The organism is Kitasatospora sp. NPDC032757, assembly GCF_055579305.1.
This window is the reverse complement of record NZ_JBVINN010000001.1, coordinates 325,162-348,485: the sequence shown is the minus strand read 5'-3', so window position 1 is coordinate 348,485 and position 23,324 is coordinate 325,162. Positions and strand designations below refer to the sequence as shown.

At 73.8% G+C, this 23,324-nt stretch carries 18 protein-coding genes; 10 read left to right on the top strand and 8 right to left on the bottom strand.

Translation table 11 applies throughout. From position 1 onward, the window contains the following. Positions 1-51: 51 nt before the first annotated feature. Positions 52-747, bottom strand: coding sequence for a type 1 glutamine amidotransferase domain-containing protein (locus ACZ5WK_RS01490; RefSeq protein WP_465543816.1), 696 nt, complete (start codon positions 745-747; stop codon positions 52-54). Positions 748-985: 238 nt separating this feature from the next. Between ACZ5WK_RS01490 and ACZ5WK_RS01485 the strand changes: the two genes are divergently transcribed. Beyond that, the gene (locus ACZ5WK_RS01485; RefSeq protein ID WP_465544340.1) at positions 986-1,912 is read left to right on the top strand and encodes a LysR family transcriptional regulator; all 927 of its coding nucleotides are present in this window, start codon (positions 986-988) and stop codon (positions 1,910-1,912) included. A gap of 76 nt (positions 1,913-1,988) precedes the next feature. Here the strand turns inward: ACZ5WK_RS01485 and ACZ5WK_RS01480 are convergent, their stop codons facing one another. Both ACZ5WK_RS01480 and ACZ5WK_RS01475 read right to left on the bottom strand, forming a co-directional pair. Then, on the bottom strand, positions 1,989-3,614 hold the full coding sequence (locus tag ACZ5WK_RS01480) for a hypothetical protein (protein ID WP_465543814.1): 1,626 nt from the start codon (positions 3,612-3,614) through the stop codon (positions 1,989-1,991). Further along, positions 3,611-4,555 carry an ABC transporter ATP-binding protein gene (locus ACZ5WK_RS01475; protein WP_465543812.1) on the bottom strand — a complete coding sequence of 315 codons (945 nt, stop codon included), beginning with the start codon at positions 4,553-4,555 and terminating at the stop codon, positions 3,611-3,613. Before ACZ5WK_RS01475 ends, ACZ5WK_RS01480 begins: the two co-directional genes overlap by 4 nt. 439 nt (positions 4,556-4,994) lie before the next feature. Here ACZ5WK_RS01475 and paaK point away from each other — a divergent pair, with 439 nt between their 5' ends. The 7 genes from paaK to ACZ5WK_RS01440 all read left to right on the top strand — a co-directional run bounded on the left by paaK (position 4,995) and on the right by ACZ5WK_RS01440 (position 12,061). Continuing rightward, on the top strand, positions 4,995-6,341 hold the full coding sequence (gene paaK / locus ACZ5WK_RS01470) for a phenylacetate--CoA ligase PaaK (protein WP_465543810.1): 1,347 nt from the start codon (positions 4,995-4,997) through the stop codon (positions 6,339-6,341). Between the two features lie 115 nt (positions 6,342-6,456). Beyond that, complete coding sequence (locus tag ACZ5WK_RS01465) at positions 6,457-7,062, top strand: mycothiol-dependent nitroreductase Rv2466c family protein (protein ID WP_465543808.1); 606 nt, start codon at positions 6,457-6,459, stop codon at positions 7,060-7,062. 577 nt (positions 7,063-7,639) lie between these two features. Next, on the top strand, positions 7,640-8,014 hold the full coding sequence (locus tag ACZ5WK_RS01460; RefSeq protein ID WP_465543805.1) for an ArsR/SmtB family transcription factor: 375 nt from the start codon (positions 7,640-7,642) through the stop codon (positions 8,012-8,014). A gap of 264 nt (positions 8,015-8,278) precedes the next feature. Further along, positions 8,279-9,580 carry an MFS transporter gene (locus ACZ5WK_RS01455; protein WP_465543803.1) on the top strand — a complete coding sequence of 434 codons (1,302 nt, stop codon included), beginning with the start codon at positions 8,279-8,281 and terminating at the stop codon, positions 9,578-9,580. A 298-nt stretch (positions 9,581-9,878) separates the two neighbouring features. Further along, positions 9,879-10,739, top strand: a complete 861-nt coding sequence (locus ACZ5WK_RS01450; protein ID WP_465543801.1) for an SDR family NAD(P)-dependent oxidoreductase — start codon at positions 9,879-9,881, stop codon at positions 10,737-10,739. 156 nt (positions 10,740-10,895) lie between these two features. Continuing rightward, positions 10,896-11,762, top strand: coding sequence for a helix-turn-helix transcriptional regulator (locus ACZ5WK_RS01445; protein ID WP_465543799.1), 867 nt, complete (start codon positions 10,896-10,898; stop codon positions 11,760-11,762). 170 nt (positions 11,763-11,932) lie between these two features. Further along, positions 11,933-12,061, top strand: a complete 129-nt coding sequence (locus ACZ5WK_RS01440) for a DUF5990 family protein (protein WP_465543797.1) — start codon at positions 11,933-11,935, stop codon at positions 12,059-12,061. A gap of 111 nt (positions 12,062-12,172) precedes the next feature. Here the strand turns inward: ACZ5WK_RS01440 and ACZ5WK_RS01435 are convergent, their stop codons facing one another. Then, positions 12,173-14,464, bottom strand: a complete 2,292-nt coding sequence (locus ACZ5WK_RS01435; protein ID WP_465543795.1) for a M9 family metallopeptidase — start codon at positions 14,462-14,464, stop codon at positions 12,173-12,175. A gap of 263 nt (positions 14,465-14,727) precedes the next feature. Further along, positions 14,728-15,801: a tRNA (adenosine(37)-N6)-threonylcarbamoyltransferase complex transferase subunit TsaD gene (tsaD, locus tag ACZ5WK_RS01430; RefSeq protein ID WP_465543793.1), complete on the bottom strand. Its 1,074-nt coding sequence runs from the start codon at positions 15,799-15,801 to the stop codon at positions 14,728-14,730. Positions 15,802-15,964: 163 nt separating this feature from the next. Here tsaD and ACZ5WK_RS01425 point away from each other — a divergent pair, with 163 nt between their 5' ends. Next, positions 15,965-16,567 carry a superoxide dismutase gene (locus ACZ5WK_RS01425; RefSeq protein ID WP_465543791.1) on the top strand — a complete coding sequence of 201 codons (603 nt, stop codon included), beginning with the start codon at positions 15,965-15,967 and terminating at the stop codon, positions 16,565-16,567. Positions 16,568-16,650: 83 nt separating this feature from the next. Here ACZ5WK_RS01425 and meaB read toward each other — a convergent pair whose 3' ends face one another. From meaB to ACZ5WK_RS01410, 3 genes are read right to left on the bottom strand one after another with little or no spacing between them, the layout of a single operon-like run. Then, positions 16,651-17,646, bottom strand: a complete 996-nt coding sequence (meaB, locus tag ACZ5WK_RS01420) for a methylmalonyl Co-A mutase-associated GTPase MeaB (protein WP_465543789.1) — start codon at positions 17,644-17,646, stop codon at positions 16,651-16,653. Between the two features lie 12 nt (positions 17,647-17,658). After that, the gene (gene scpA / locus ACZ5WK_RS01415) at positions 17,659-19,866 is read right to left on the bottom strand and encodes a methylmalonyl-CoA mutase (protein WP_465543787.1); all 2,208 of its coding nucleotides are present in this window, start codon (positions 19,864-19,866) and stop codon (positions 17,659-17,661) included. Then, complete coding sequence (locus ACZ5WK_RS01410; RefSeq protein ID WP_465543785.1) at positions 19,863-21,770, bottom strand: methylmalonyl-CoA mutase subunit beta; 1,908 nt, start codon at positions 21,768-21,770, stop codon at positions 19,863-19,865. Before ACZ5WK_RS01410 ends, scpA begins: the two co-directional genes overlap by 4 nt. Positions 21,771-22,174: 404 nt before the next feature. Here ACZ5WK_RS01410 and ACZ5WK_RS01405 point away from each other — a divergent pair, with 404 nt between their 5' ends. Then, positions 22,175-23,248, top strand: a complete 1,074-nt coding sequence (locus tag ACZ5WK_RS01405) for a C40 family peptidase (protein WP_465543783.1) — start codon at positions 22,175-22,177, stop codon at positions 23,246-23,248. Positions 23,249-23,324: the final 76 nt, after the last annotated feature.

Below are 23,324 nucleotides of genomic sequence, written 5' to 3'. Positions count from 1 at the left end.
CATCGCTCCGGGCCGGCGCTGCGCCCGTTCGGTGGTCGGGGCTGTGGGGCCTCAGGCCAGCTTCTTGAGCAGCTCGGCCGCGAGCGGGGCGGAGGAGGCCGGGTTCTGGCCGGTCACCAGGTTGCGGTCGACGACCACGTGCGGGGCCCACGGCTCGCCCTCCTGGAAGTCCGTACCGGCCTCCACCAGGCGGCTCTGGAGCAGCCACTTCGCCTTGTCGGCCAGGCCGGCCTGGGTCTCCTCGGCGTCGGTGAAGCCGGTCAGCCGGTAGCCGGCGAAGGCGTTGGTGCCGTCGGCGCCGGTGGCGGCCAGCAGCGCGGCCGGTCCGTGGCAGACCACGCCGAGCGGCTTGCCGGAGGCCAGGGTGTCGGCGAGCAGCCGGCCGGACACCGGGTCGACGGCGAGGTCCTCCATCGGGCCGTGGCCGCCGGGGTAGAAGACGGCGTCGTAGTCGGCGAGGTCCACCTCCTCCAGCTTGACCGGGTGCCGCAGCCCCGTGAAGGCCTCCAGGCCGGCCGCGACCCGCTCGGCGCCCTCCGGCCCGCCGTTCACCGCGGGGGCCAGGCTGCCCTGGTCGACCGTCGGGACCACACCGCCCGGGGTGGCGACGGTGACCTCGTGACCGGCGGCGGTGAAGGCCTCGTGCGGGGCGACGGCCTCCTCGGCCCAGAAGCCCGTGGGGTGCCGGGTGCCGTCGGCGAGCGTCCAGTAGGTGGCGCCGGTGACGACGAACAGGATCTTCGACATGCTGGGAGCTCTTCTCTGCAGGGGGGCCGGCAGGGCCCGGAGGATGGAACCGACCATAGGCCGGGTGATCAGCAGTCCACCAATGGCAGAGCCGATGGCTGCCATAGGCATTCCTATGAGTGCCGCGTCGTAGGCTGGCCGGGTGAACGACCACGACCCCGCTGAGGCCGGCCTGCCCGCCGCGCCGCGTCCCGCTGCCGTGCCCGCCGGGCCTGCCGGGCCGCCTCCCGAGTCTTCGGTGCCCGCCGCGCAGCTCCGCGAGTCTTCCGGGACCGCCGACCTCAACCTGCTGCGCACCTTCCTGGCCGTCTACCGGGCCGGCTCGTTCACGGCCGCCGCCCAGGTGCTCGGCCTGTCCCAGCCCACCGTGACCACCCAGATCCGCTCGCTGGAACGGCAGGGCGGGCGCGAGCTGTTCGAGCGGCGGCCGCGCGGCGTCGCCCCGACGCCCGTCGCCGACGAGCTGGCTGCGCGGATCTCCGCACCGCTCGATGCGCTCGCGGCCGCCGCCGGAGCGGGCGCCCGGCCCGACGCGGGTGCGGAACCCGTCCACCTGGCCGGCCCCGCCGAACTGCTCTGCACCCTCGTCCTGCCCGCCCTCGCCCCCCTGGTCGCCGACGGCATCCGGCTGCGGGTCACCGCGGGGCTCACCGACCCGTTGCTGGAGGAGCTGCGCGCGGGCCGCCACGACCTGGTGATCGCAACCTCCCGCCCGCGCGGCCGCACCCTCACCGCCGTGCCGCTGGGCGATGAGGAGTTCGTCCTGGTCGCCGCGCCCGGCTGGGCCGGCCGCCTCAACGGCCGGCTCGCCGCCGAGGGCCCGGCCGCGCTGCACGAGGTGCCGCTGGTCGCCTACGCCGAGGACCTGCCGATCGTGCGCCGCTACTGGCGCCATGTCTTCGGCCGGCGCCTCAACTGCCGGGCAGCGCTGACCGTGCCCGACCTGCGCGGGGTCGTCTCCGCGGTGGCCGCCGGAGCCGGCTTCGCGGTCGTGCCGCGCTACCTCTGCACACCCCTGCTCGACTCCGGCGCCCTCGTCCAACTGCACGACCCCGAGGACCCTCCCATCAACACCGGCTACCTCGTCCAACGCCCCGGCACCCCGACCAACCCCCGGCTCGACCGCGTCCGTGACCACCTCCTGGCGGCCGCCCGTACCTGGTGACCCGCTCGGGCGAGCCCGGAGAGCCGTGAGCGGGGTGGCCGATGAGGCGGCTCCGCCGGCGGCACGCCCTGCCCCTTCACCTCGCCTTCACCTCGCGGCGGGCCGCGTCGGCCAGGAAGGCCGTGCCCAGCAGGGCCAGTGCGACGGCGAGGACGAGCAGTGGGGCTGGGCCGGTGGGGTTGCCGCCGGTGCGGACGGCGCCCATGAAATCGAGGGCGGCGACCTGGTTGACCACCAGGTACCAGAGCGGGAGGTAGAGGGCCTGGAAGACCCGGTGGGTGCGGGAGAGCACGCCGAGGGCCATCGCCAGGGAGGGAACGAATACGGCGCCCGCGGCCCAGGCGGCCGTGCCGGCGGCGTCACCGGCGACGGCGAGGCGTATGAGCGGTGCCGCGCCCGTCACGGCGGCCAGGGCGACGCCGGAGGCCCACTCGGCCAGCAGACGACGGCGGGCGGCCGGATAGGCGCCGAGCAGGACCTCCAGGTCGTTCTCGGCATGACGGCTGCCCAGGCCGGACCAGACCAGCACCGGCCAGACCCAGAGCGCGGGCAGGACGACGCCGGTCACCGCGCCGATCGGGACGGTCAGGCCGGCCAGCGTGAGCCCGGCGGTGACCAGCCACCACCAGGGCGACACCCCGCCGGCCAGGATGCGTACCTCGCCTGCCAGTAGCCGTCCGAAGGTGCCGCCGAACGCGGGGGCGGTGCGGGGCAGCGCGACAATCGCGGGAACGGGAGCGGGAACGGGAACGGGAACGGGGGCAGGGGCAGGGGTGAGCGGCGCGGCCTCCCCGGCGGCCTTCCGACCGGACGACGGGGCGGCAGCGCCGGCCGGGCGGCCTCGGGCCGGGTCGAAGCGGCCGAACCAGAGCGCCGGGAGCACCACCAGTGCCACCGATAGCAGCACCAGGAGCAGCCGCTGGAGCAGAAAGCCGCCATCGAAACCGGCGCCGGCCCAGGGGAACGGCACCAGCGGTGTGTCCACCTTGGTCAGCCCGAGACTGAACTCCTCGCCCTCGACCGGGCCGGCCCCGGCGGCCAGGGCCGCCGCGCGCAGCGATTCGGCGGCCTGGCCGACGCCCAGCCCGCCGAACGGTGCGCCGGGGGACTGCCCGCCGATCGTGACGGCCAGAGCGACGAAGAACCAGACCACGTTGCCCGTCCCGCTGCGCAGCAGCGGCAGCGTCTCGAAGAGGACGGCTGCCGCGGCGGTCACCGCGAGCAGCGGGAGGGCCGTCACCACGAAGGGCGTCAGCAGCGCCACCGGGTCGATCGCGCGGTGCTCGCCCCGGACCAGCTGCATGGCCGCCGCGGTGAGCGCCAGCACGCCCAGCATCGAGCCGAGTACCAGCAGGTTGCTGAGGAACTTCGCCACCAGGTAGGCGGAGGTGCGCAGTGGGGTGGCGGCGAGAATCTGGCCGACCCCGGTCTCCTCGTCCCGGCCGATGCCCTTGCGTACGACGTAGAACCCGCCGAGGGTCAGCCAGAGCGCGCCCGCGAGGGCCGTCGCCAGCCCGACGTACGCACTGTCGTACTCGCCGCGGTAGCGGCCGACCGCCAGGATCACCCAGTGTCCGTCGACCGGTGGGACGGCCAGGTAGCCGAGCCCGACGGCGGCCATCAGTGTGACGGCGTAGACGGGGCGCCGCACCCGGTCGCGGAAGTCGCCGGCGGCCAGGCCGGCCAGGGCACGCGCCGTCATCGCCGCACCGCCTGCTGCCGGAGCGGGCCGCCGGGGGAGAACGGGGGCGAGGGCTCGGCGCCGGCGCCAGGGCCGGGGGCGGCCTGCCGGACGATGCCCAGGTAGGCGTCCTCCAAGTCCGGTGCGGCCGGGGCGGCGTCGCCGGACGGGGCCCGGTCGGCGAGCACCCGGAGCCGGACGCCGTCCGCCGTCCGGACCATCCGGCTGACCGGGTGGCGGCCCTGTACGGCGGCGGCCTCGGTCGGACTCACGAGCAACTCCCACACCCGCCCGGACAGTTCGCCGGCCAGCTGCTCGGGGGTGCCGCGGCGCAGCAGCCGGCCGCCGGCGACGACGGCGATGTCGGCGGCGACGGACTCGATGTCCGAGACGATGTGGGTGGAGAGCAGCACCACGCGGTCGGCGGAGAGCTCGCTGAGCAGGTTGCGGAAGCGCACCCGCTCCTCCGGGTCGAGGCCCGCGGTGGGCTCGTCGACCACGATCACCCGGGGGTCGGCCAGCAGTGCCTGTGCGATGCCGACCCGGCGCAGCATGCCGCCCGAGTACGCGCCGAGCGGTCGCTTCACCGCCTCGGTGAGGTTGACCAGGGCGAGCAGCTCCTCGATCCGGGCCCGCGCCGTGCGGGCGGAGAGCCCCTTGGCGGCGGCGAGGTAGCCGAGGAACTCGCGGGAGGTCAGGTTGGGGTAGACGCCGAAGTCCTGTGGCAGGTAGCCGAGGTGACGGCGCAGTTCGTCGGGTCGGGCGAGCGCGTCGGTGCCCCGGTAGCGGAGCCCGCCGGAGGTGGGCCTGGTCACCGTGGAGACGATCCGCATCAGCGAGGACTTGCCCGCGCCGTTGGGGCCGAGCAGGCCCAGCATGCCGGGGCCCAGGTGCAGGGAGAGGCCGTCGACGGCCCGCTTCCCGCCCTTGTAGACCTTGGTGATGTCGATCAGTTCGAGCATGCGATCCGCTTTCTCGGTCGGGCCGGTGGCGACGCGGTCGAGCCTTCCGGATCGGCGGCCCGCTGCCATCTGCCGTTCGGCAGAGATGCGCGCAGGACTTTCGACAGACCCCGAGCGCCTGGCGCCCCGGTCGTTCGTCCAGGTTTCGGCGCCCAGGCCACCCCGTGCCCCGGGCCACCCCGTGCCCCGGCCGCCGCGGGGTACCCCGGTAGCCGGCGCCCGCGTTCCCTGGGCCACCCAGGTACCCCCGCCACCCCGTGCCCCAGCAGCAGGGCCGCCCCCTCGCCCGGCCCGGTCCGCGCCCGGCGGGCCTCCGACCTGCGCGGCAACCCTTGACAGCCGGTGCGGGTGCTGGATTACTTGGCCATGCCCGAGAGCTGACCGAATGGTCGGTCGGCACGCGGCGCAGGCGGGGCCCTCGGACGGTGGAGGAGACGCGATGACCAGCAGACCGACCGGCCCGGAGCCCGCGCGGACGCGCCTGGGCGAGCCGCTCCCGGACGAGTTGCTGGACGCCGGCGAGCGGATGACCGGCGAGGAGCTGCGGGCGCACCAGCTCACACACCTGCGCCGCACGCTGCACCACGCGTACGACAACGTCGAGCTGTACCGGCGCAAGTTCGACAGGGCCGGCGTACGGCCTGAGGACTGCCGGACCCTCGCCGACCTGGCCCGCTTCCCGTTCACCACCAAGGCCGACCTGCGGGAGACCTACCCCTTCGGCATGTTCGCCGTCCCGATGGAGGAGGTCCGCCGGATCCACGCCTCCAGCGGCACCACCGGCCTGCCCACCGTGGTCGGCTACACCGAGCAGGACCTCTCGGTCTGGGCCGACGTGGTCGCGCGCTCGATCCGCGCGGCCGGCGGCCGGGCCGGTCACAAGGTGCACATCGCCTACGGGTACGGGCTGTTCACCGGAGGCCTGGGCGCGCACTACGGCGCCGAGCGGGCCGGCTGCACGGTCATCCCCGCCTCGGGCGGCATGACGGCCCGGCAGGTGCAGCTGATCCGGGACTTCCGGCCCGAGATCATCATGGTCACCCCGTCCTATCTGCTCACCCTGCTCGACGAGTTCGAGAAGCAGGGCGTGGACCCGCGCGGCACGTCGCTGAAGGTCGGCATCTTCGGCGCCGAGCCGTGGACGGAGGAGATGCGCCGCGAGATCGAGGAGCGGATGGACCTCCACGCGGTCGACATCTACGGCCTATCCGAGGTGATGGGCCCGGGCGTCGCCCAGGAGTGCGTGGAGACCAAGGACGGCCTGCACATCTGGGAGGACCACTTCTACCCCGAGGTGGTGGACCCGATCACCGACGAGGTGCTGCCCGACGGTGAGGGCGGCGAGATCGTCTTCACCTCGCTCACCAAGGAGGCCGTGCCGGTCATCCGCTACCGCACCCGCGACCTCACCCGCCTGCTGCCCGGCACCGCCCGCCCGGCGTTCCGGCGGATGGAGAAGGTCACCGGCCGCAGCGACGACATGATCATCCTGCGCGGGGTGAACGTCTTCCCCACCCAGATCGAGGAGATCCTGCTCCGCACCCCCGCCGTGGCGCCGCACTTCCAGCTGCGCCTGACCCGCCGCGGCCGGATGGACCACATGACGGTCCGCGTCGAGGCCCGCCCGGACGCCGCGCCCGAGCAGCGGGAGGCCGCCGCCGCGGCGATCGTCCGGGCGGTCAAGGACGGGGTCGGGGTGACGGTGGAGGCCGAGGTGCTGGACCCGTACAGCCTGGAGCGCTCGGTCGGCAAGATCCGCCGGATCGCTGACCTGCGCGAGGGCTGACCCCGGGCGGGCTGACCCGGGCGGGCCGCGGCCGTCCCCGTGCGCCAAGTGGCCCATGGATCATGAGCCGGACTGGTCCTGTCCGGCGGGCCACCCGCTCCCTAGGATCGGCGGTGTGAGCAACAAAGTCGACTTCTACTTCGATCCGATCTGCCCGTTCGCCTGGATCACCTCCCGTTGGATCCTGGAGGTCGAGCGCCACCGCGAACTCGACCTCACCTTCCGCGTGATGAGCCTCTCCGTCCTCAACGAGGGCCGCGAGGACCTCCCTGAGCGCTATCGCCGGCTGTTCGACATCGGCTGGGGCCCGGTGCGGGTCTGCATCGCCGCCGCCGAGCAGCATGGCGAGCACGTCCTGCGCGGCCTCTACACCGCGCTCGGCACCCGCCTGCACGACCAGGACCGGGCCGTCGACGAGACCGTCCTCCGCGAGGCCCTGGCCGAGGCGGGCCTCCCCGAGCAACTGGCCGACGCGGCCCACAGCACTGCGTACGACGTTGCGTTGCGCAAGAGCCACCACGAGGGCATGGACCCGGTGGGCGAGGAGGTCGGGACGCCCACCATGCACGTGGACGGCACCGCGTTCTTCGGCCCGGTCCTCACCGCGATCCCGCGCGGCGAGGACGCGGTGAGGGTCTTCGACGGCGTGCGGCTGCTGGCCGGCCACCCGCACTTCTTCGAGCTCAAGCGCACTCGCACGGGGTCGCTCGACTTCTCCTGAGACGGCGCCGCATGAGAGGGCGCCGCACCCCGGGAGAGTGAGGCGTCGTCAAGGGGCCGTCAGGGGAGTGTCAGAGCCGTGTCAGGGCGGCCGGTCGGCCTTGCCCGGGCGTCGGAGGGCGGGCTTGGATGGGGGGCGTGAACCGCTCGACACGCCACCACGACCGCCCGCCGCATCCGCGGCCCCGGGCCGTTGCCGTGGTGCCTGCCGCAGCCGCACCCATGGCCGCAGCCGCGGTCGCGGCAGTGGCCGCGGTCTTCACCGGCGTCCGGTAGCACCGAGCCTCCCCGCTCCGCCACCGGCTGCGCGCGCGGGCCCGGCGGCGTCTCCGCCGCGTCCGCGCCGCTCCGCGCCGTCCGCCCCCCGCCGCTGTGGGCGGGGGCGGACGCGCATCACCTCCCTCTTCGCACCGTCGGCCCCCGGAGGGCGTGCACCGTCACGCCCGCCGGCTGCCCGGCGGTGCCCGCCACCCTTGGATGGGTCATGTCCGACGCAGTTCTGTCCTCCCGCGCGGATCGGCCGGTGGCGCCGTGTGCGAGCGGGTGAGCCGCCACGGTGCGCCCTCTACGATGAGGCCATGAGCGGGAGCCTTCAGCTATCAGGTGCGCACCGGTCGCAGGAGCCGGACGCGGGCGAACGGCTGCGGAACGGCGAGCGGCTGGACACGGCCGCCGGGATCCTCGCGCTGCTCGCCGACCGCACCCGGCTCGCGCTGATGCAGCGGCTGGGCGAGGGGGAGGCCGACGTGACGACGCTGACCGAGGCCTGCGGCGCGGCCCGGCCCTCGGTGAGCCAGCACCTGAGCAAGCTCCGGCTGGCCGGCCTGGTCACCACCCGCAAGGACGGGAGACGGGTCGTCTACGCGCTGCGGCACGGACACCTGCGCCGGCTGGTCAACGAGGCGCTGAACGTCGCAGACCATCAGATCAGCGGACTGCCGCCGCACGACTGAGCGGGCCCGGCTGCTGTGGGGAGGGTCTCCAGCCGGGGCTCTTCCCCGGTCCCTTCGCGGTCCTGTTCCCAGGCGCCCTCCCCAGCCCCCTTCGCGGTCCTCCTCTCCGGCTTCTTCCCTCCAATAGGTGCACACGTACGCACATGTTGTCCTATGCTGAGGCTGTCGCCCCGGCGCCTGCCGCTCCGCTGCCCGAGCTGCCACGCCGGTGCCCTGTCGTCCTGCGCGCCGCCGCCGTGCGCGCCGAGTCCGAGCGGGGTCCCCATGCTGTCCGTGCTGCGCGAGCCCACCTACCGGCACCTGTTCGCCGCCCAGGTCGTCGCCCTGGTGGGCACCGGCCTGGCGACCGTCGCCCTCGGCCTGCTCGCCTACGACCTCGCGGGGGCGGACGCCGGCTCGGTGCTCGGCACGGCGTTGGCGATCAAGATGGTCGCCTACGTCGGGATCGCGCCGGTCGTCGGTGCGATGGCCCACCGGATCCCGCGCCGCCGGCTGATGGTCGCCTCCGACCTGACCCGGGCGGCGGTCGCCGTCGCGCTGCCGTTCGTCACCACGGTCTGGCAGGTCTACCTGCTGATCTTCCTGCTCCAGTCCGCCTCGGCGGCGTTCACCCCGGCGTTCCAGTCGGTGATCCCCGAGGTGCTGCCGGCGGAACGCGACTACACCCGCGCGTTGTCGCTCTCCCGGCTCGCCTACGACCTGGAGAGTCTCGCCGGGCCGATGCTCGCGGCCGGACTGCTGGCGCTGGTCGGGTACCACTGGCTGTTCTGGGGCACCACGGCCGGTTTCCTCGCCTCGGCCGCGCTGGTCGTCTCCGCAGTCCTCCCCAAACCGGTGCCGGCCGACCGCCCCGGCGGCGTCCTGGAGCGCTCGGCCCGGGGCGCGCGCCTCTTCCTGGCCGCCCCCAGGCTGCGCGCCCTGCTCGCGCTCGACCTCGCGGTCGCCGCCGGCGGCGCCATGGTGATCGTCAACACCGTCGTCTACGTCCGTGACCAGCTCGGCCGCCCCGCCGGCGACGTCCCCCTCGCGCTCGGCGCGTACGGCGGCGGCTCGATGGCCGTCGCCCTGCTGCTGCCCCGCGTCCTGGACCGGGTGACCGACCGCGCGGTGATGCTCCCGGCGGCGTTCGGCACCGCCGGACTCCTCGGCGCGCTGGCGGCACTCGCGGTGGCCGGCCCGGACGGTACGGCCGGCTGGCGCTGGCCCGCGCTGCTCGCGCTCTGGGCCGCCTTCGGCGCCGCCGGCTCGCTGATCCTCACCCCGACCGGACGCCTCCTGCGCGACGCGGTGGGCCCGGCCGACCTGCCCGCCGTCTTCGCCGCCCAGTTCTCCCTCTCCCACGGCTGCTGGCTGCTCACCTACCCGTTGGCCGGCTGGCTCGGCGCCACCGCCGGCCTCCCGGCCGCCACGGTGGCGCTGGGCGCGCTCGCGCTGGTGGCGGCCGGGGCGGCCACCCGGGTCTGGCGCCCGGCGCCCGCCCCCGAGGCCCGGACGCATCCCCGCTCCGGCGTCACCGGTCGGGCGGCGGTGGGCCGGCACCGGCACAGGAGGGCTTCGCAGGTGTAGCGGGCGCACGAGCGAGCCGGCCCGACGGTGAAGCAATCGCTGGTGGCCGCGACGGCCGCCGCCTCGCCGTCGCCGTCGCCGTCGCCGTGCCCGGGGCGACGGCACAGGCCCGCGGTTCCGGCGGCGTCGTCCGGCAGGGAATGGACCGCCTCGTCCGCGACGACGGCCACCCCGCCGTCCTGACCGCCACCACGGACCGGGCCGGCCTCCGGGCCCCGTGGGCCGGGAGGGTGGTCCTGGCGGACCCCGGTTCCGGCGGGCCTGGTGGACGGGGGCGGTCGGTCGCGAAGGTGGGGGCATGACCTTTGCGAACCCGACCTCTCCGCACGAGAACAACCAGAACCCCGACGGCGCCCGCGAGTTCGAAGGCCGGACGGTGCTGATCACCGGTGGCAGCGGCGGGATGGGCCTCGCCACCGCTCGGCTGCTGCTGGCGGGCGGCGCGAGCGTGGTGATCACCGGACGCGACGAGGCCCGGCTGGCGCGCGCCGCGGCCGAACTGACCGGCGGCGGGCACGGCTCCCCGACGGGCGCCGGCACCCCAACCGGCGCCGCCCCGGGCCGTGTTCTCCCCGTCCGCGCCGACGCGGCCGTGCCGGCCGAGCTGGAGCGGCTGGCGGGTGTGATCGGCGAGCGGTACGGACGGCTGGACGGGGTGTTCGCCAACGCCGGGATCGCGGCCTTCCAACCCGTCGCCGAGGCCACCGAGGCGCAGTTCGACCGCCTGATGGCCGTCAACGTCAAGGGTGTCTTCTTCACCGTTCAGCACGCGCTGCCGCTGCTCGCGGCGGCCGGCGGAGGCTCGGTCGTCCTCAACGCCTCCTGGACGGCGCACCGCGGCCTCGCCGTCGCCCCGGTGTACTCGGCCACCAAGGCCGCCGTGCAGAGCCTGGCCCGCACCTTCGGCAGCGACCTCGCCGGTCGGGGAATCCGGGTCAACTCGGTCAGCCCCGGCTACATCGTCACGGACATGTTCGAGGCGAACGTCCCCGTCGCCGACCGGGAGGCCGTCCGGGCCCGGGTGCCGCTGGGCCGGTTCGGGCAGGCCGAGGACGTCGCCGAGACGGTGGCCTTCCTGCTCTCGCCGCGCTCCTCGTACCTCACCGGCCAGGACTTCGTGATCGACGGTGGGTTGGTCTCGGCGGCCCCGGCCGGCTGAGCGGTCACCCTGCGGCCGGCGCCGCGGTGCCCGCGGTGCCGGCCGTGTTCGCCGTACCGGCCGGCGCCGCCGTGCTCGCCGTGCCCCCTGTGGCCTCGGCAGCCTGGTTCTGACAGGACCAGGCTGCCGAGGCCACAGGGAGGCGAGAATCCTCCTATGACCACCGCGATCAGCCTCAACGAGTTCCTGCGGACCCGCCGCTCCCGGCTGCGGCCCGAGGACGTGGCCCTGCCGGACTTCGGCGGCCGCCGCCGGGTGGCCGGCCTGCGCCGCGAGGAGCTCGCCCAGCTCGCCGGGGTCAGCGTCGACTACTACACCCGGCTCGAACAGGGCCGGGTGCGCAACCCCTCCGACGCCGTGCTCGACGCGGTGGCCCGCGCACTGCAGCTCGACCGGGAGGAGGCCCGGCACCTGCACCGGCTCGCCCGCACCCGGGCGGACGGCCGGGCCGGGCGCACACCGTCCGCCCCGCAGCGGGTCCGGCCGATGCTGGCCCGGCTGCTGGCCGAACTGCCGGACGTCCCGGCCCTGGTGATCGGCCGGCGGATGGACGTCCTGGCCTGGAACCGCGCCGCCGCGGCCCTCCTCGGCGACTACGGCGCCCTCGCCCCGAACGAGCGGAACATCCCCCGCATCACCTTCCTCGACCCGGCCTCGCGCTCGCTCTACGCCGACTGGACCACCTGCGCCCGGGAGAGCGTCGCCTTCCTCCACCTGGAGGCCGGCCGCCGCCCCGACGATCCCCGGCTGGCCGAGCTGATCGGCGAACTCTCCATGCAGAGCGAGGAGTTCCGGCGCTGGTGGGCGGAGCACCCGGTCCGCGACAAGACCTCGGGCCGCAAGGTCTTCCACCACCCGCTGGTCGGCACCCTGGAGCTGGACTACGACACGCTGCGCCCGGCCTCCGACCCCGACCAGGCGCTGATCACCTACGCCGCCGAGCCCGGCACGCCGTCCGACGACGCCCTGCGCATGCTCCTCGCCTGGGGTGCCGCCCCGGTGTCCGAACGCTCCGGCCACTGAGGGGAGTTGAGCAGCAGTCGGTCGACCCGACCCCTGGCCGACCTCGGGGCCGCGAAGACACGGACCCGGCCGTACGGACCCGGCCGTACGGACCCGGCCGTACGGACACTGCTGCACGGGCCGGGCCGCACGGGCCGGGCCGCACGGGTCCAGCCGCCGAAGGAGCTGCGGTGCCGGCCGCAACGGTCGAGGCGGCCGTCCGCAGCGGCCTGCTGGTGGCCCGGCTCGGCCTGACCGATGCCAGGGGGCACCCGCTCTGCGCCGCCGTCCGGCCGCCCCTGGTCATCTGGTCCGCCTGAGGGGGCACCTGGCCGCGATGAGGCTGCGGCCCGCCGCGATGCGCGTGCGCCCCGCGCCGTGGCGGGCACGGGCGGGGCGCAGCGATCACAACGGGGGCTTACTGCTACTGCCTACTGGTACTGCGTGGTGACGCTGGCGCCGCCGAAGGTCTGCTGGCCGTAGAGGCTGAAGTAGACCCAGCCGGACGGCGGGTTGGCGATGGTGAGGCTCTCGCCGTTGCCGGCGTTGGTGGACTTCGCCTGGTAGCTGCCGGTGGTGGCCCAGTTGCTGCCGCCGTAGTAGAGGTCGGCGTTTCCGCTGCCGCCGCTGCTGGTGATGGTCAGCTGCTTGACGCCGGCGGGCAGGTACAGGAAGTGGTAGCTGTAGTTGCCGGTGGTGGCCGCGAGGTTGTCACGACGGCAGTTCTTGTCGAACTGGCGGGTGTCGGCGGCGGTGCAGAGCGGGGCCTGGCTGACGGGCGGCAGGGTGCCGCAGTTGTCGGCCGCGCACGCGGTGAGCCAGGTGGCGAAGTCGGCGTCGTACTTGGTGCCGATGGTGCTCTTGAGCAGGGTGCGGGCGCCGTTCCAGTCGCCGGTGCGGTACTTGGCGAGCACCGCCTTCACGTCGTCCGGGTGCGACTGCAGCATGTAGCGCACGGCCAGGTAGCCCCACCGGTAGATCCGGTTGGAGTTGACGTTGGCGTCGGGGGTCTGGTCGTAGACGGTGTCGAAGAGCTCGCTGAGCTTGTAGGTCTTCTTGCCGGCCTCGGCGATCGCGTCGGCGTTGCGCACGTTGCGGTAGGTGTACGAGATGTACTCGGCGACGCCCTCGACCCACCAGATGGTCGGGGTGGTCATGCCGGCGTCGAAGTCGCCGTACATGTTGTAGCGGCCGTCGAGGTAGTGGGTGTACTCGTGGTTGAGGTTCCAGATCTGGAAGTCCGGGCGCAGCCAGCTGGCCTCGTGGGCGATGAAGCGGGCCTGGTTGCCGACCTTGGCCGGGTTGCCCTCCTCGTACATGCCGCCGTTGTCGACGGCGATGCCGTACATCGATCCGGCGTAGAGGCTGTACTCGTAGTAGTCGTCGAAGACGACGACCTCCAGGTTGGTGTTGACGTCACCCGGGATCGCGCCGTTGTCCTGGATCACCTTGTGGAACAGGGCGTCTTCGTTGATCAGGCTGGTGCAGGTGTCCGCCAGCTGCTGCGCGGTCATCTCCTGGGCGCGGACGCGCAGGTTGGCGTTGCAGGTGCGCTCGTTGGTGAGCACCAGCGGGGGGAGCCGGGTGGGCAGGTCGCAGAGGCCGTAGACGGAGCAGTTGCCCTTGTCCTTGTTCTCCGTGAACCAGACCAGGTTCATGGTGAGCGGGGCGGTGGCGCCGACCAGCGGGTAACGGCTGACCAGGTCCTTGACGATCGGCCGGCCCTGGGCCCTGAGCTCGTCGTGGGCGACGAGGTTGCCGATCTGGATGCCGATCGAGGTGACCATGTCGCCGCCGTTGATCAGCGAGGCGTTCCGCGTCACGAACGAGGACATGGTGGTGGCGAAGCCGGGATCGGCCTGGAGGGCGGGGATGAAGCCGTCCCGGTCGAAGCCGTTCTCGATGACCGTCTCGGTGTTGGCGACGGCCGTGGCCATCGAACTGGGCCAGCTGGTGGTGTAGTCGGCGAGCAGCCGCTTCACGACGCCGGTGTAGCGGCCGTTCTCGTAGGCGCTGTCGATCAGGGTGACGGCCTCGGCGAGGGTGTCGCCGTTGGCCTGGGTGACGTCCTTGCTGTGCGGGGCGGCGTAGAAGGCGTCGAGCCCGCCGCGGATCGCGGTCTGCAGCGTGCTGCCGTACTGGCCGACGTCGTTGGGGTACTTCCACTGCACGTAGTAGCCGGCGCGCAGGAAGAGCACCAACTGCCCGACGGAGGTGGAGTTGTCACCCGGGTAGCCGGCGGAGGCGTCGCGCAGGCCGTTGGCGACGGTGGCCATCTGGGCCTCGCCGAACGCCCTGGTCGCGTCGGTACCGGTGAGCAGGAAGAGCGAGTTGATGCAGTCGAGGCTCGCGGCCTTGACGTTGGCGACCAGCGCGCTGCCCGTGGCGTTGGTGAAGGCGGACGTGTCGCAGCCGTTGGCCGCGGCGGCGGCCGAGAACTGCTTGGCGGCCTTGGCCGGCGTGCCGGCGGCGGCCGCCTTCGGGGTTCCGGCGGTGCCGTCGGTCTCCGAGGCGAGCGGACGGCCTCCCGTCGTGGCCTCGGGGGACTTGGGGACCGGGATCGCCCGCGGGGCTGCGGCCTTGGCGGCCGGCGCGGCGGCGGACGCCTGACCGATCGGGGCGGCCTGGCTCTGCGGTGCGAACAGGCCGAGCGCGATGAAGAACGCGGCGCCGAGCGCCGGTACCCTTCGCGCCTGGGCCTTGGATATCCGGAAGGGACGCATCTGTGGGGGCCTCCGGGGCCGTTCGGGGCCGCGTGTTGGGGGCGCGACCGCTCGATGTGTGACATGTAAAATGGCACATGGCGCATTGCGGCGGGAAGGCCTCGGACGGGATTGATCGCGACCGCAACCGAAACGTTGTCAGGAACCCGCAGACCGACGGACTCCAGCCCGCAGGCCTGCGGACCCCCGACCGGCGAACCGGCCGTGCCGCAGTGCCGCAGTCCCGCCGTCCCACAGGCCGGCAGGCCGGCAGTCGGCCGCCGCTACGCCGCGCCGGCCCGCGCGGGGGTGAGCGGCGTCAGTGCCGCGTACTCCAGCGGCGCCGAGGGGTCGATCGACAGGTCCGCCGGCGAGGGCGCCGCACCCGAGCGGACCAGCAGGTCGCCGATGGCGGCGACCATGGCGCCGTTGTCCGTGCAGAGCTGCAGTGGCGGCACCCGCAGGGTGATCCCGGCGGCCGCGCAGCGCTGCTCGGCGAGCGCCCGGACCCGGGAGTTGGCCGCCACGCCGCCGACCACCACCAGGGTGGAGATGCCGTGGTCGGTGCAGGCCCGGACGGCCTTGCGGGTGAGCACGTCGGCGATCGCCTGCTGGAGGGCGGCGGCCGCATCGGGGACGTTCGGCTCGGTGCCGGCCATGCGGTGGGCCTCCACCCAGCGGGCGGCGGCGGTCTTGAGGCCGGAGAAGGAGAAGGCGTACGGGTCGTCACGTGGCCCGGTGAGCGGGCGCGGCAGGCGGACGGCGTGCGGGTCGCCGTCGCGTGCGGCGCGGTCGATCGCGGGTCCGCCGGGGTAGGGCAGGCGCAGGATGCGGGCGACCTTGTCGAAACACTCGCCGGCCGCGTCGTCCAGGGTGTCGCCGAGGTGGACGATCGGGTCCCGCGCGAGGTCGCGGAACAGCAGCAGCGAGGTGTGCCCGCCGGAGACGATCAGGACCACGCACGGGTCCGGCAGCGGCCCGCCGTCCAGCGTGGCGGCGGCGACGTGCCCGGCCAGGTGGTGCACCCCGTAGTGCGGGACGCCGAGCGCGAAGGCGTAGCTCTTCGCGGCGGCCACGCCGACCTGGAGCGCACCGGAGAGCCCCGGACCGGCCGTCACCGCGACGGCCCCGACGTCGGCGAGGGTCAGCCCGGCCCGGTCCGGCGCCTCCCGGACCACCGGCGCCACCGCGTGCACGTGGGCCCGGCCGGCGGTCTCGGGCACCACGCCGCCGAACCGCGCGTGCTCGTCCATGGAGGAGGCCACCGCCTGGCCGAGCAGTACTCCGTCGCGGACCAGGCCCGCGCCGGTCTCGTCGCAGGAGGACACGATCCCCAGCACCACCGGCGATCTGGTCATGGTCACTCACCCTCATCGGTCATTACACCTGCGTGCGACCATGGTGCCCGACGGGGTGTGAGGAATATGCAGGAGCCCATGCTTCGTTTCTGCAACTGATACGCAATAGTGTGTTTCCGGCACGATCGTCATCGTTCAACCCGCCGAAAGGGGCCGTGTCCTGATGGGCACCTACTCGCTTCCCGACCTGCCGTACGACTACTCCGCACTCGAGCGGGCGATGTCCCCCGAGATCCTGGAGCTGCACCACTCCAAGCACCACGCCGCCTACGTCAAGGGCGCGAACGACACCCTGGACCAGCTCGCCGAGGCGCGCGACAAGGAGCAGTTCGGCGGCCTGGTCGGCCTGCAGAAGACCTTCGCCTTCCACCTGTCCGGCCACGTGCTGCACTCGCTCTTCTGGGAGAACCTCTCCCCGGAGGGCGGCGACCGCCCCGAGGGCGCCCTCGCCGACGCCATCACCGAGCACTTCGGCAGCTTCGAGGCCTTCCGCAAGCAGCTCACCACCGCCACCACCGGCGTCCAGGGCTCCGGCTGGGGCATCCTCTCCTGGGAGCCGCTCGGCAAGCGCCTGATCGTCGAGCAGGTCTACGACCACCACGGCAACGTCGGCCAGGGCACCACCCCGCTGCTGGCCTTCGACGCCTGGGAGCACGCGTACTACCTGCAGTACCGCAACGTCCGCCCGGACTACGTCGAGAAGCTCTGGGACGTCGTCAACTGGCAGGACGTGTCGCAGCGCTTCGCCGCCGTCACCGCCGCCTGACGCGGGCAGGGCAGCAGAACGGCCCCGGACCGCGAGGTCCGGGGCCGTTCTCCGTTCATCTGCGCGCCCAGCCGGCGTGACCGTCAGGACGAGGGGCCGAAGAAGCCGTCCAGGATCTGCTGGGCGGCCGACCCCGCCGGGAGGGTGCCCGCGCGGACCTGCTGCTCCAGCCCGGGGGCGAGGCGCTGGACCTCGGGGTGGGCGTGCAGGCGGGCGAAGAGCTGGTCGTGGACCATCGCCCACGTCCACTCGACCTGCTGGTCGCGGCGCTTCGCCGTCAGGGCGCCGGTCGCGTCGAGCACCTTGCGGTGCTGCTGCAGCCGCTCCCACAGCACGTCGAGGCCGCTGCCGTCGCGGCCGCTGCAGGTGAGCACCGGCGGCGTCCACGGCGCGTCCGGCGCCTGCAACAGCCGCAGCGCGCCCGCCAGTTCGCGGGCGGCGGCCTTGGCGTCGGTCTCGTGCGGGCCGTCTGCCTTGTTGACGGCGATCACGTCGGCGAGTTCCAGCACGCCCTTCTTGATGCCCTGGAGCTGGTCACCGGTGCGGGCCAGCGACAGCAGCAGGAAGGAGTCGACCATGCCGGCCACCGTGGTCTCCGACTGCCCGACGCCGACCGTCTCGATCAGCACGACGTCGTGGCCGGCGGCCTCCATCACCACCATCGACTCGCGGGTGGCCCGGGCCACGCCGCCGAGTGTGCCGGAGGTGGGGGAGGGGCGGACGAAGGCGTTCGGGTCGACGGCGAGGCGCTCCATCCGGGTCTTGTCGCCCAGGATGGAGCCGCCGGTGCGGCTGGACGTCGGGTCGACGGCCAGCACCGCGACGCGGTGGCCGAGGCCGGTGAGCATGGTGCCGAACGCGTCGATGAAGGTCGACTTGCCGACACCGGGGACGCCGGTGATGCCCACCCGGACCGCCCCGCCCGCGTGCGGCAGCAGCATGGTGAGCAGCTGCTGCGCCAGCGCGCGGTGGTCGGGCCGGGTGGACTCGACGAGGGTGATGGCCCGCGCGATGTACGCGCGCGAGCCTTCCCGCACCCCCTGGGCGTACTGGTCGAGGTCGATCGTCCGGGGCGCCATCGGCTCAGTGCCTCAGAGCTCGTGGCCGAGGTCGGCGGCCAGCGACTTGAGCAGGTCGTAGGCGGCGTCCGGGATCACCGTGCCGGGCGGGAAGACCGCCGCGGCGCCCGCCTCGTACAGGGCGTCGAAGTCGCCCGGGGGGATGACCCCGCCGACCACGATGGTGATGTCCTCCCGGCCGGCCTCGGCCAGCTCGGTGCGCAGGGCCGGCACCAGGGTGAGGTGTCCGGCGGCCAGCGAGGAGACGCCGACGATGTGGACGTCCGCCTCGACGGCCTGGCGGGCCACCTCGGCGGGGGTCTGGAACAGCGGGCCGACGTCCACCGTGAAGCCGAGGTCGGCGAAGGCGGTGGCGATCACCTTCTGGCCGCGGTCGTGGCCGTCCTGGCCCATCTTGGCGACCAGGATGCGCGGCCGCCGGCCCTCGGCCTGCTCGAACCGCTCGACCAGGTCGCGGGTGCGCTGGAGCGGGGCCGACGCCCCGGCTTCGTCTCGGTACACACCCGAGATGGTACGGATCTGGCCCGAGTGCCGGCCGTACACCTTCTCCAGGGCGTCCGAGATCTCGCCGACGGTGGCCATGGCCCGGGCCGCGTTCACCGCCAGGTGGAGCAGGTTGCCGTCCAGCGAACCGCCGCGCTGCGGACCGGCCTCGGCGGCCCGGGTCAGCGCGTGCAGCGCGGCCTGGGTGGCGGCCTCGTCGCGCTCGTCGCGCAGGCGGCGCAGCTTCTCGACCTGGCGGGCGCGCACCGAGGAGTTGTCGACCTTGAGCACGTCGATCTGCTCGTCGCTCTCCACCCGGTACTTGTTGACGCCGATCACCGGCTGGCGGCCGGAGTCGATCCGGGCCTGGGTGCGGGCCGCGGCCTCCTCCACGCGCAGCTTGGGGATGCCCGCGTCGATCGCCTTGGCCATGCCGCCGGCCGCCTCCACCTCCTGGATGTGCTGCCAGGCGCGGCGGGCCAGGTCGTGGGTGAGCTTCTCGACGTACGCGGAGCCGCCCCACGGGTCGATGACCCGGCAGGTGCCGGACTCCTGCTGGAGCAGCAGCTGGGTGTTGCGGGCGATCCGGGCCGAGAAGTCGGTCGGCAGCGCCAGCGCCTCGTCGAGGGCGTTGGTGTGCAGCGACTGGGTGTGCCCCTGGGTCGCGGCCATCGCCTCCACACAGGTACGGGTGACGTTGTTGAACACGTCCTGTGCGGTCAGCGACCAGCCGGACGTCTGCGAATGGGTGCGCAGCGACAGCGACTTGGCGTTCTTCGGGTCGAACTGCCTGACCAGCTTGGCCCAGAGCAGCCGGGCCGCGCGCAGCTTGGCGACCTCCATGAAGAAGTTCATGCCGATCGCCCAGAAGAACGACAGCCGCGGCGCGAAGGCGTCCACGTCCAGCCCGACGTCCAGCCCGGCCCGCAGGTACTCCACGCCGTCGGCCAGCGTGTAGGCCAGCTCCAGGTCGGCCGTGGCCCCGGCCTCCTGGATGTGGTAGCCGGAGATGGAGATCGAGTTGTACCGCGGCATCTTCTGCGAGGTGTACGCGAAGATGTCCGAGATGATCCGCATCGACGGCTGCGGCGGGTAGATGTAGGTGTTGCGGACCATGAACTCCTTGAGGATGTCGTTCTGGATGGTCCCTGCGAGCTTCTCCGGCGGCACCCCCTGCTCCTCGGCCGCCACGATGTACAGCGCCAGGACGGGCAGCACCGCGCCGTTCATGGTCATCGACACCGACATCTTGTCCAGCGGGATGCCGTCGAAGAGCTGGCGCATGTCGTAGATGGAGTCGATCGCCACGCCCGCCATGCCGACGTCGCCGGTCACCCGCGGGTGGTCGCTGTCGTAGCCGCGGTGGGTCGGCAGGTCGAAGGCGACCGAGAGGCCCTTCTGGCCGGCCGCCAGGTTGCGGCGGTAGAAGGCGTTGGACTCCTCGGCGGTGGAGAACCCGGCGTACTGCCGGACCGTCCACGGCTGGTTGACGTACATCGTCGGGTACGGGCCGCGCAGGTACGGGGCGACGCCGGGGTAGGTGCCCAGGAAGTCCAGGCCGGCCAGGTCGTCCGCGGTGTACAGCGGCTTGACGCCGATGCCCTCGGGAGTGTCCCAGCGCAGCTCGTCGACGTCCTTGCCGGTGGCCTGGCGCCAGGCGGCCTGCCAGCTCTCGTCGGTGACGTCCCGGGCGGCGTCGCCGTCCAGCCCGATTCCGGTGAAGTCGGGGATCATCACGCCACCTTGCTCTCGTCGGCGATGTTCTCGTCGGTGATCTCGTCCAGCAGGCCGGTCAGCGTGGCGACGGCGTCGCCGCCCGCCGCCACGAAGCCGTCCACGCCCGCCGCCTCGTAGGCCGCGCGCTGTTCGCCGGGACGCCCGGCCAGCAGCACCCGGCGCGCGCCCGCCGCCTTGAGGGCGGCGGCGACGGCCTCGGCGTGCTCGCCGTACAGCGCGTCGCTGGAGCACAGGCACGCGGCCGTGGCACCGGAGGCGGCGAAGGCCTCGGCGAACGCGGCCGGGTCGACGGACTCCAGCGAGGTCGTCGCGATGCCGCCGGCCTGGAACAGGTTGGCCGCGAAGGTGGTGCGCGCGGTGTGCGCGGCGGCCGTGCCGATCGAGGCCAGGAACAGCGTGGGCCGGGCGCCGGTGGCGGCCAGGACCGCGTCCGAGCGGTCCCGCAGCGCCTCGTACGCCTCGGCGCGGCGCACCTGCGGCAGCCCGCCGCCCGGAGTGGCCGGGGCCGGCTCGCGGACCAGCGGCTGCTCGCCCAGGTGCGGGAACTCACTGACGCCGGTGACCGGTTCGCGCCGCTTGGCGAGCCGGACGGACCGCTCCGCCCAGGTCGCGGCGATCCGCTCGCCGACCAGCCCGTCGGTGAGGGCGGCCAGCTGGCCGCCGGCCCGTTCGATCTCCTGGAACCAGGCCCAGGCGGCCTGCGCCAGCTCCTCGCTCAGCTGCTCGACGTACCAGGAGCCGCCGGCCGGGTCGATCACCCGGGCCAGGTGGGACTCCTCCAGCAGGATCGACTGGGTGTTGCGGGCGATCCGGCGGGCGAAGGCGTCCGGCAGGCCGAGCGCACTGTCGAAGGGCAGCACGGTGACGGCGTCGGCGCCGCCGACCCCCGCGGCCAGGCAGGCCACGGTGGTGCGCAGCATGTTCACCCACGGGTCGCGGGCGGTCATCATCACCCGGGAGGTGACGGCGTGCTGGCGCTGCGCCGAGGCCTCCGCGGACGCCCCCGACACCTCGGCGACGCGGGCCCAGAGGCGGCGTGCGGCACGGAACTTGGCGATCGTCAGGAACTGGTCGGCGTCCGCCGCGTAGCGGAACTCCAGCTGGCCGAGCGCGGCGTCGACCGACAGCCCGGCGGCGGTCAGCGCCCGCAGGTAGGCGACGCCGGTGGCGAGCGAGCAGCCCAGCTCCTGGGCGGGGGAGGCGCCGGCCTCGTGGTACGGCAGGGCGTCGACGGTCAGGGCCCGGACGCCCGGGTACGCGGCGGCGCAGCGGGCGGCCAGTGCGGTGGCCTCGGCGAGCAGCGCGGGGGTGCGGTCGGCCTGGCCGGTACGGGCCTGGAGGCCCAGCGGGTCGGCGCCGAGGTTGCCGGCGGCGGCGCCGGGGGAGACCTCGCGCTCCTCGTACAGCTTGAACAACTGCTCGGCGGCGTCCGTGAATTCGGGGCCGGCGTCGAGCGCCACGGCGGCCAGGTCCAGGTACACCCCGGTCAGCGCCTCGGGCAGGGCGGTCACCGGGAGGCCCTCGCCGCCCAGCTCCAGCCAGATCGAGCCGACGCCGTGCTCCAGGTCGGCCAGGACGGCCTCGTTGGTGCGCCGGCGGTCCGGGTCGGCGTGTCGCTGGCGGACGTCCCACCCGGCGACGACCGACCCCTGCGGCCTGCCGCCGCGCACGAACGGCGGGAAGCCCGGGTAGCCGGGCTCGGCCGTGGTGTCCTCGGCGGTGTACAGCGGGCGGGCGCGCAGGCCGTCCTGGAGGCCGGTGGTGAGCGCCTGCTCGGCGGCGGCGCCGTCCTCGGGCTGGGCACCGGACTTGCGCAGCACACCCTCGACGAGCTGCTGCCACTGCTCACGGTGCGCGGCCGGGAACTCGGCAGCGAGGGGGAGCCCTTCGGGCGGGACCTTCATGACCGCAGGTTAGCGCCCGTTAGCGAGGGCGCAGGAGGGGAGGCGCGTGTGACCTTTCCCTCGATTTAGCGAAGCCTCAGCACTCCGGGCGGCGAGGAGTGCCGCGGGAGGCGGCACCCGAGGTCAGGGCCGGTGTCGCGGGCGGCGGCACCGGTGGTCGACGCCGGTGTCACGGGCCGTGATCGACTGACCGGAATCGCCCGGAACGGGGGAATTGCGGAACCCCGCCCCTCGGCAGCCGAGGCCCGTTCGAAGAGGACGCACGGAGACGGCACCCCCGTGCGTCCCTGCTCGCCTTCGCCGTGCCTTTCGCGGCTCCCGGCGCCTCGAAGTGAACCCGCGAACGCCTCCCGGACGTTTCTCCAATGTCCCCTCCAGCGTCCCCCGAAGGAGAGCCCACCGCCATGGGAAAGCGCCGCAAGCCCAACCCCGCGAGCCGGGCCCGCCTGGCAGTCCTCACCACGGCCATGGCCGGTGGCGCGGTGCTCGCCTCCGGTACGGCCCACGCCGAGCCCGCCCCCACCCTCGCCTCCGTCAAGGAGCAGGTGGACCAGCTCAACCAGGAGGCCGAGCAGGCCACCGAGCGCTACAACGGCTTCCAGGCCAAGCAGCAGAAGCTCCAGGGCGAGGCCAACCGGATCCAGGAGAAGGTCGCCCGCGGCCAGGAGGCCATGAACGAACTGCGGGTCCGGCTCGGCGCGGTCGCCGCCGACCAGTACCGCAGCAACGGCATGGACCCGGGCGTCCAGCTCATGCTCGACTCCGACCCGGCCGCCTACCTGGCGCGCGCCTCGGTGCAGAACCAGGTCGCCGACTCCCAGACGAACCTGCTCAAGCAGGCGCAGGACGAACAGCGCAAGCTCGACCAGGACCGCACTGAGGCCGCCGCCACCCTCGCCGAGCTCGACACCGTCGGCGCCTCGCTCGGGGCGGAGAAGGGACAGGTGCAGACCAAGCTCGCCCAGGCCCAGGCCCTGCTCAACAAGCTCAGTGCCGCCGAGCGCGCCAAGATCAACGCCCAGGAGTCCGCCGACAAGGCAAAGGCCGCCGCCCAGCAGGCGGCCGCCGCCGACCGCGCCTCCCGCTCCGCCGAACGCCCCGGCACGAACACCCCGCCGCCGCCGGCCGCCAGTGGCCGCGCCGCCGCCATCGTCCAGTTCGCCTACGCCCAGCTCGGCAAGCCGTACGGCTGGAGCATGACCGGCCCCAACAGCTTCGACTGCTCCGGCCTCACCGGTGCCGCCTACCGCGCGGCCGACGTCAAGCTCCCCCGCATGTCCCAGGACCAGTGGAACGCCGGCGCCCGCATCGCCCGCGGCGACCTCCAGCCCGGCGACCTGGTCTTCTTCTACGACGACCTGCACCACGTGGGCATCTACATCGGCGACGGCAAGATGATCCACTCCCCCCGCACCGGCAAGAACATCGAGGTCCTCCCGATCGGCGTCATGCCCTACATGGGCGCCGTCCGGCCGTAGCCGCCGCAGCCCGCCCGCGCTGCGGGTGCGGGGCGCAGGCGAGGAGGTGGGGGAGGGCCGGAGCGGAGGCCGGCTC

Bases quoted from the DNA above. Each gene is read 5' to 3' on its own strand.
- ACZ5WK_RS01490 (WP_465543816.1), bottom strand. From the start codon at position 747: ATGTCGAAGATCCTGTTCGTCGTCACCGGCGCCACCTACTGGACGCTC.
- ACZ5WK_RS01480 (WP_465543814.1), bottom strand. From the start codon at position 3,614: ATGACGGCGCGTGCCCTGGCCGGCCTGGCCGCCGGCGACTTCCGCGAC.
- ACZ5WK_RS01475 (WP_465543812.1), bottom strand. From the start codon at position 4,555: ATGCTCGAACTGATCGACATCACCAAGGTCTACAAGGGCGGGAAGCGG.
- paaK (WP_465543810.1), top strand. From the start codon at position 4,995: ATGACCAGCAGACCGACCGGCCCGGAGCCCGCGCGGACGCGCCTGGGC.
- ACZ5WK_RS01460 (WP_465543805.1), top strand. From the start codon at position 7,640: ATGAGCGGGAGCCTTCAGCTATCAGGTGCGCACCGGTCGCAGGAGCCG.
- ACZ5WK_RS01455 (WP_465543803.1), top strand. From the start codon at position 8,279: ATGCTGTCCGTGCTGCGCGAGCCCACCTACCGGCACCTGTTCGCCGCC.
- ACZ5WK_RS01450 (WP_465543801.1), top strand. From the start codon at position 9,879: ATGACCTTTGCGAACCCGACCTCTCCGCACGAGAACAACCAGAACCCC.
- ACZ5WK_RS01445 (WP_465543799.1), top strand. From the start codon at position 10,896: ATGACCACCGCGATCAGCCTCAACGAGTTCCTGCGGACCCGCCGCTCC.
- ACZ5WK_RS01435 (WP_465543795.1), bottom strand. From the start codon at position 14,464: ATGCGTCCCTTCCGGATATCCAAGGCCCAGGCGCGAAGGGTACCGGCG.
- tsaD (WP_465543793.1), bottom strand. From the start codon at position 15,801: ATGACCAGATCGCCGGTGGTGCTGGGGATCGTGTCCTCCTGCGACGAG.
- ACZ5WK_RS01425 (WP_465543791.1), top strand. From the start codon at position 15,965: ATGGGCACCTACTCGCTTCCCGACCTGCCGTACGACTACTCCGCACTC.
- meaB (WP_465543789.1), bottom strand. From the start codon at position 17,646: ATGGCGCCCCGGACGATCGACCTCGACCAGTACGCCCAGGGGGTGCGG.
- ACZ5WK_RS01410 (WP_465543785.1), bottom strand. From the start codon at position 21,770: ATGAAGGTCCCGCCCGAAGGGCTCCCCCTCGCTGCCGAGTTCCCGGCC.
- ACZ5WK_RS01405 (WP_465543783.1), top strand. From the start codon at position 22,175: ATGGGAAAGCGCCGCAAGCCCAACCCCGCGAGCCGGGCCCGCCTGGCA.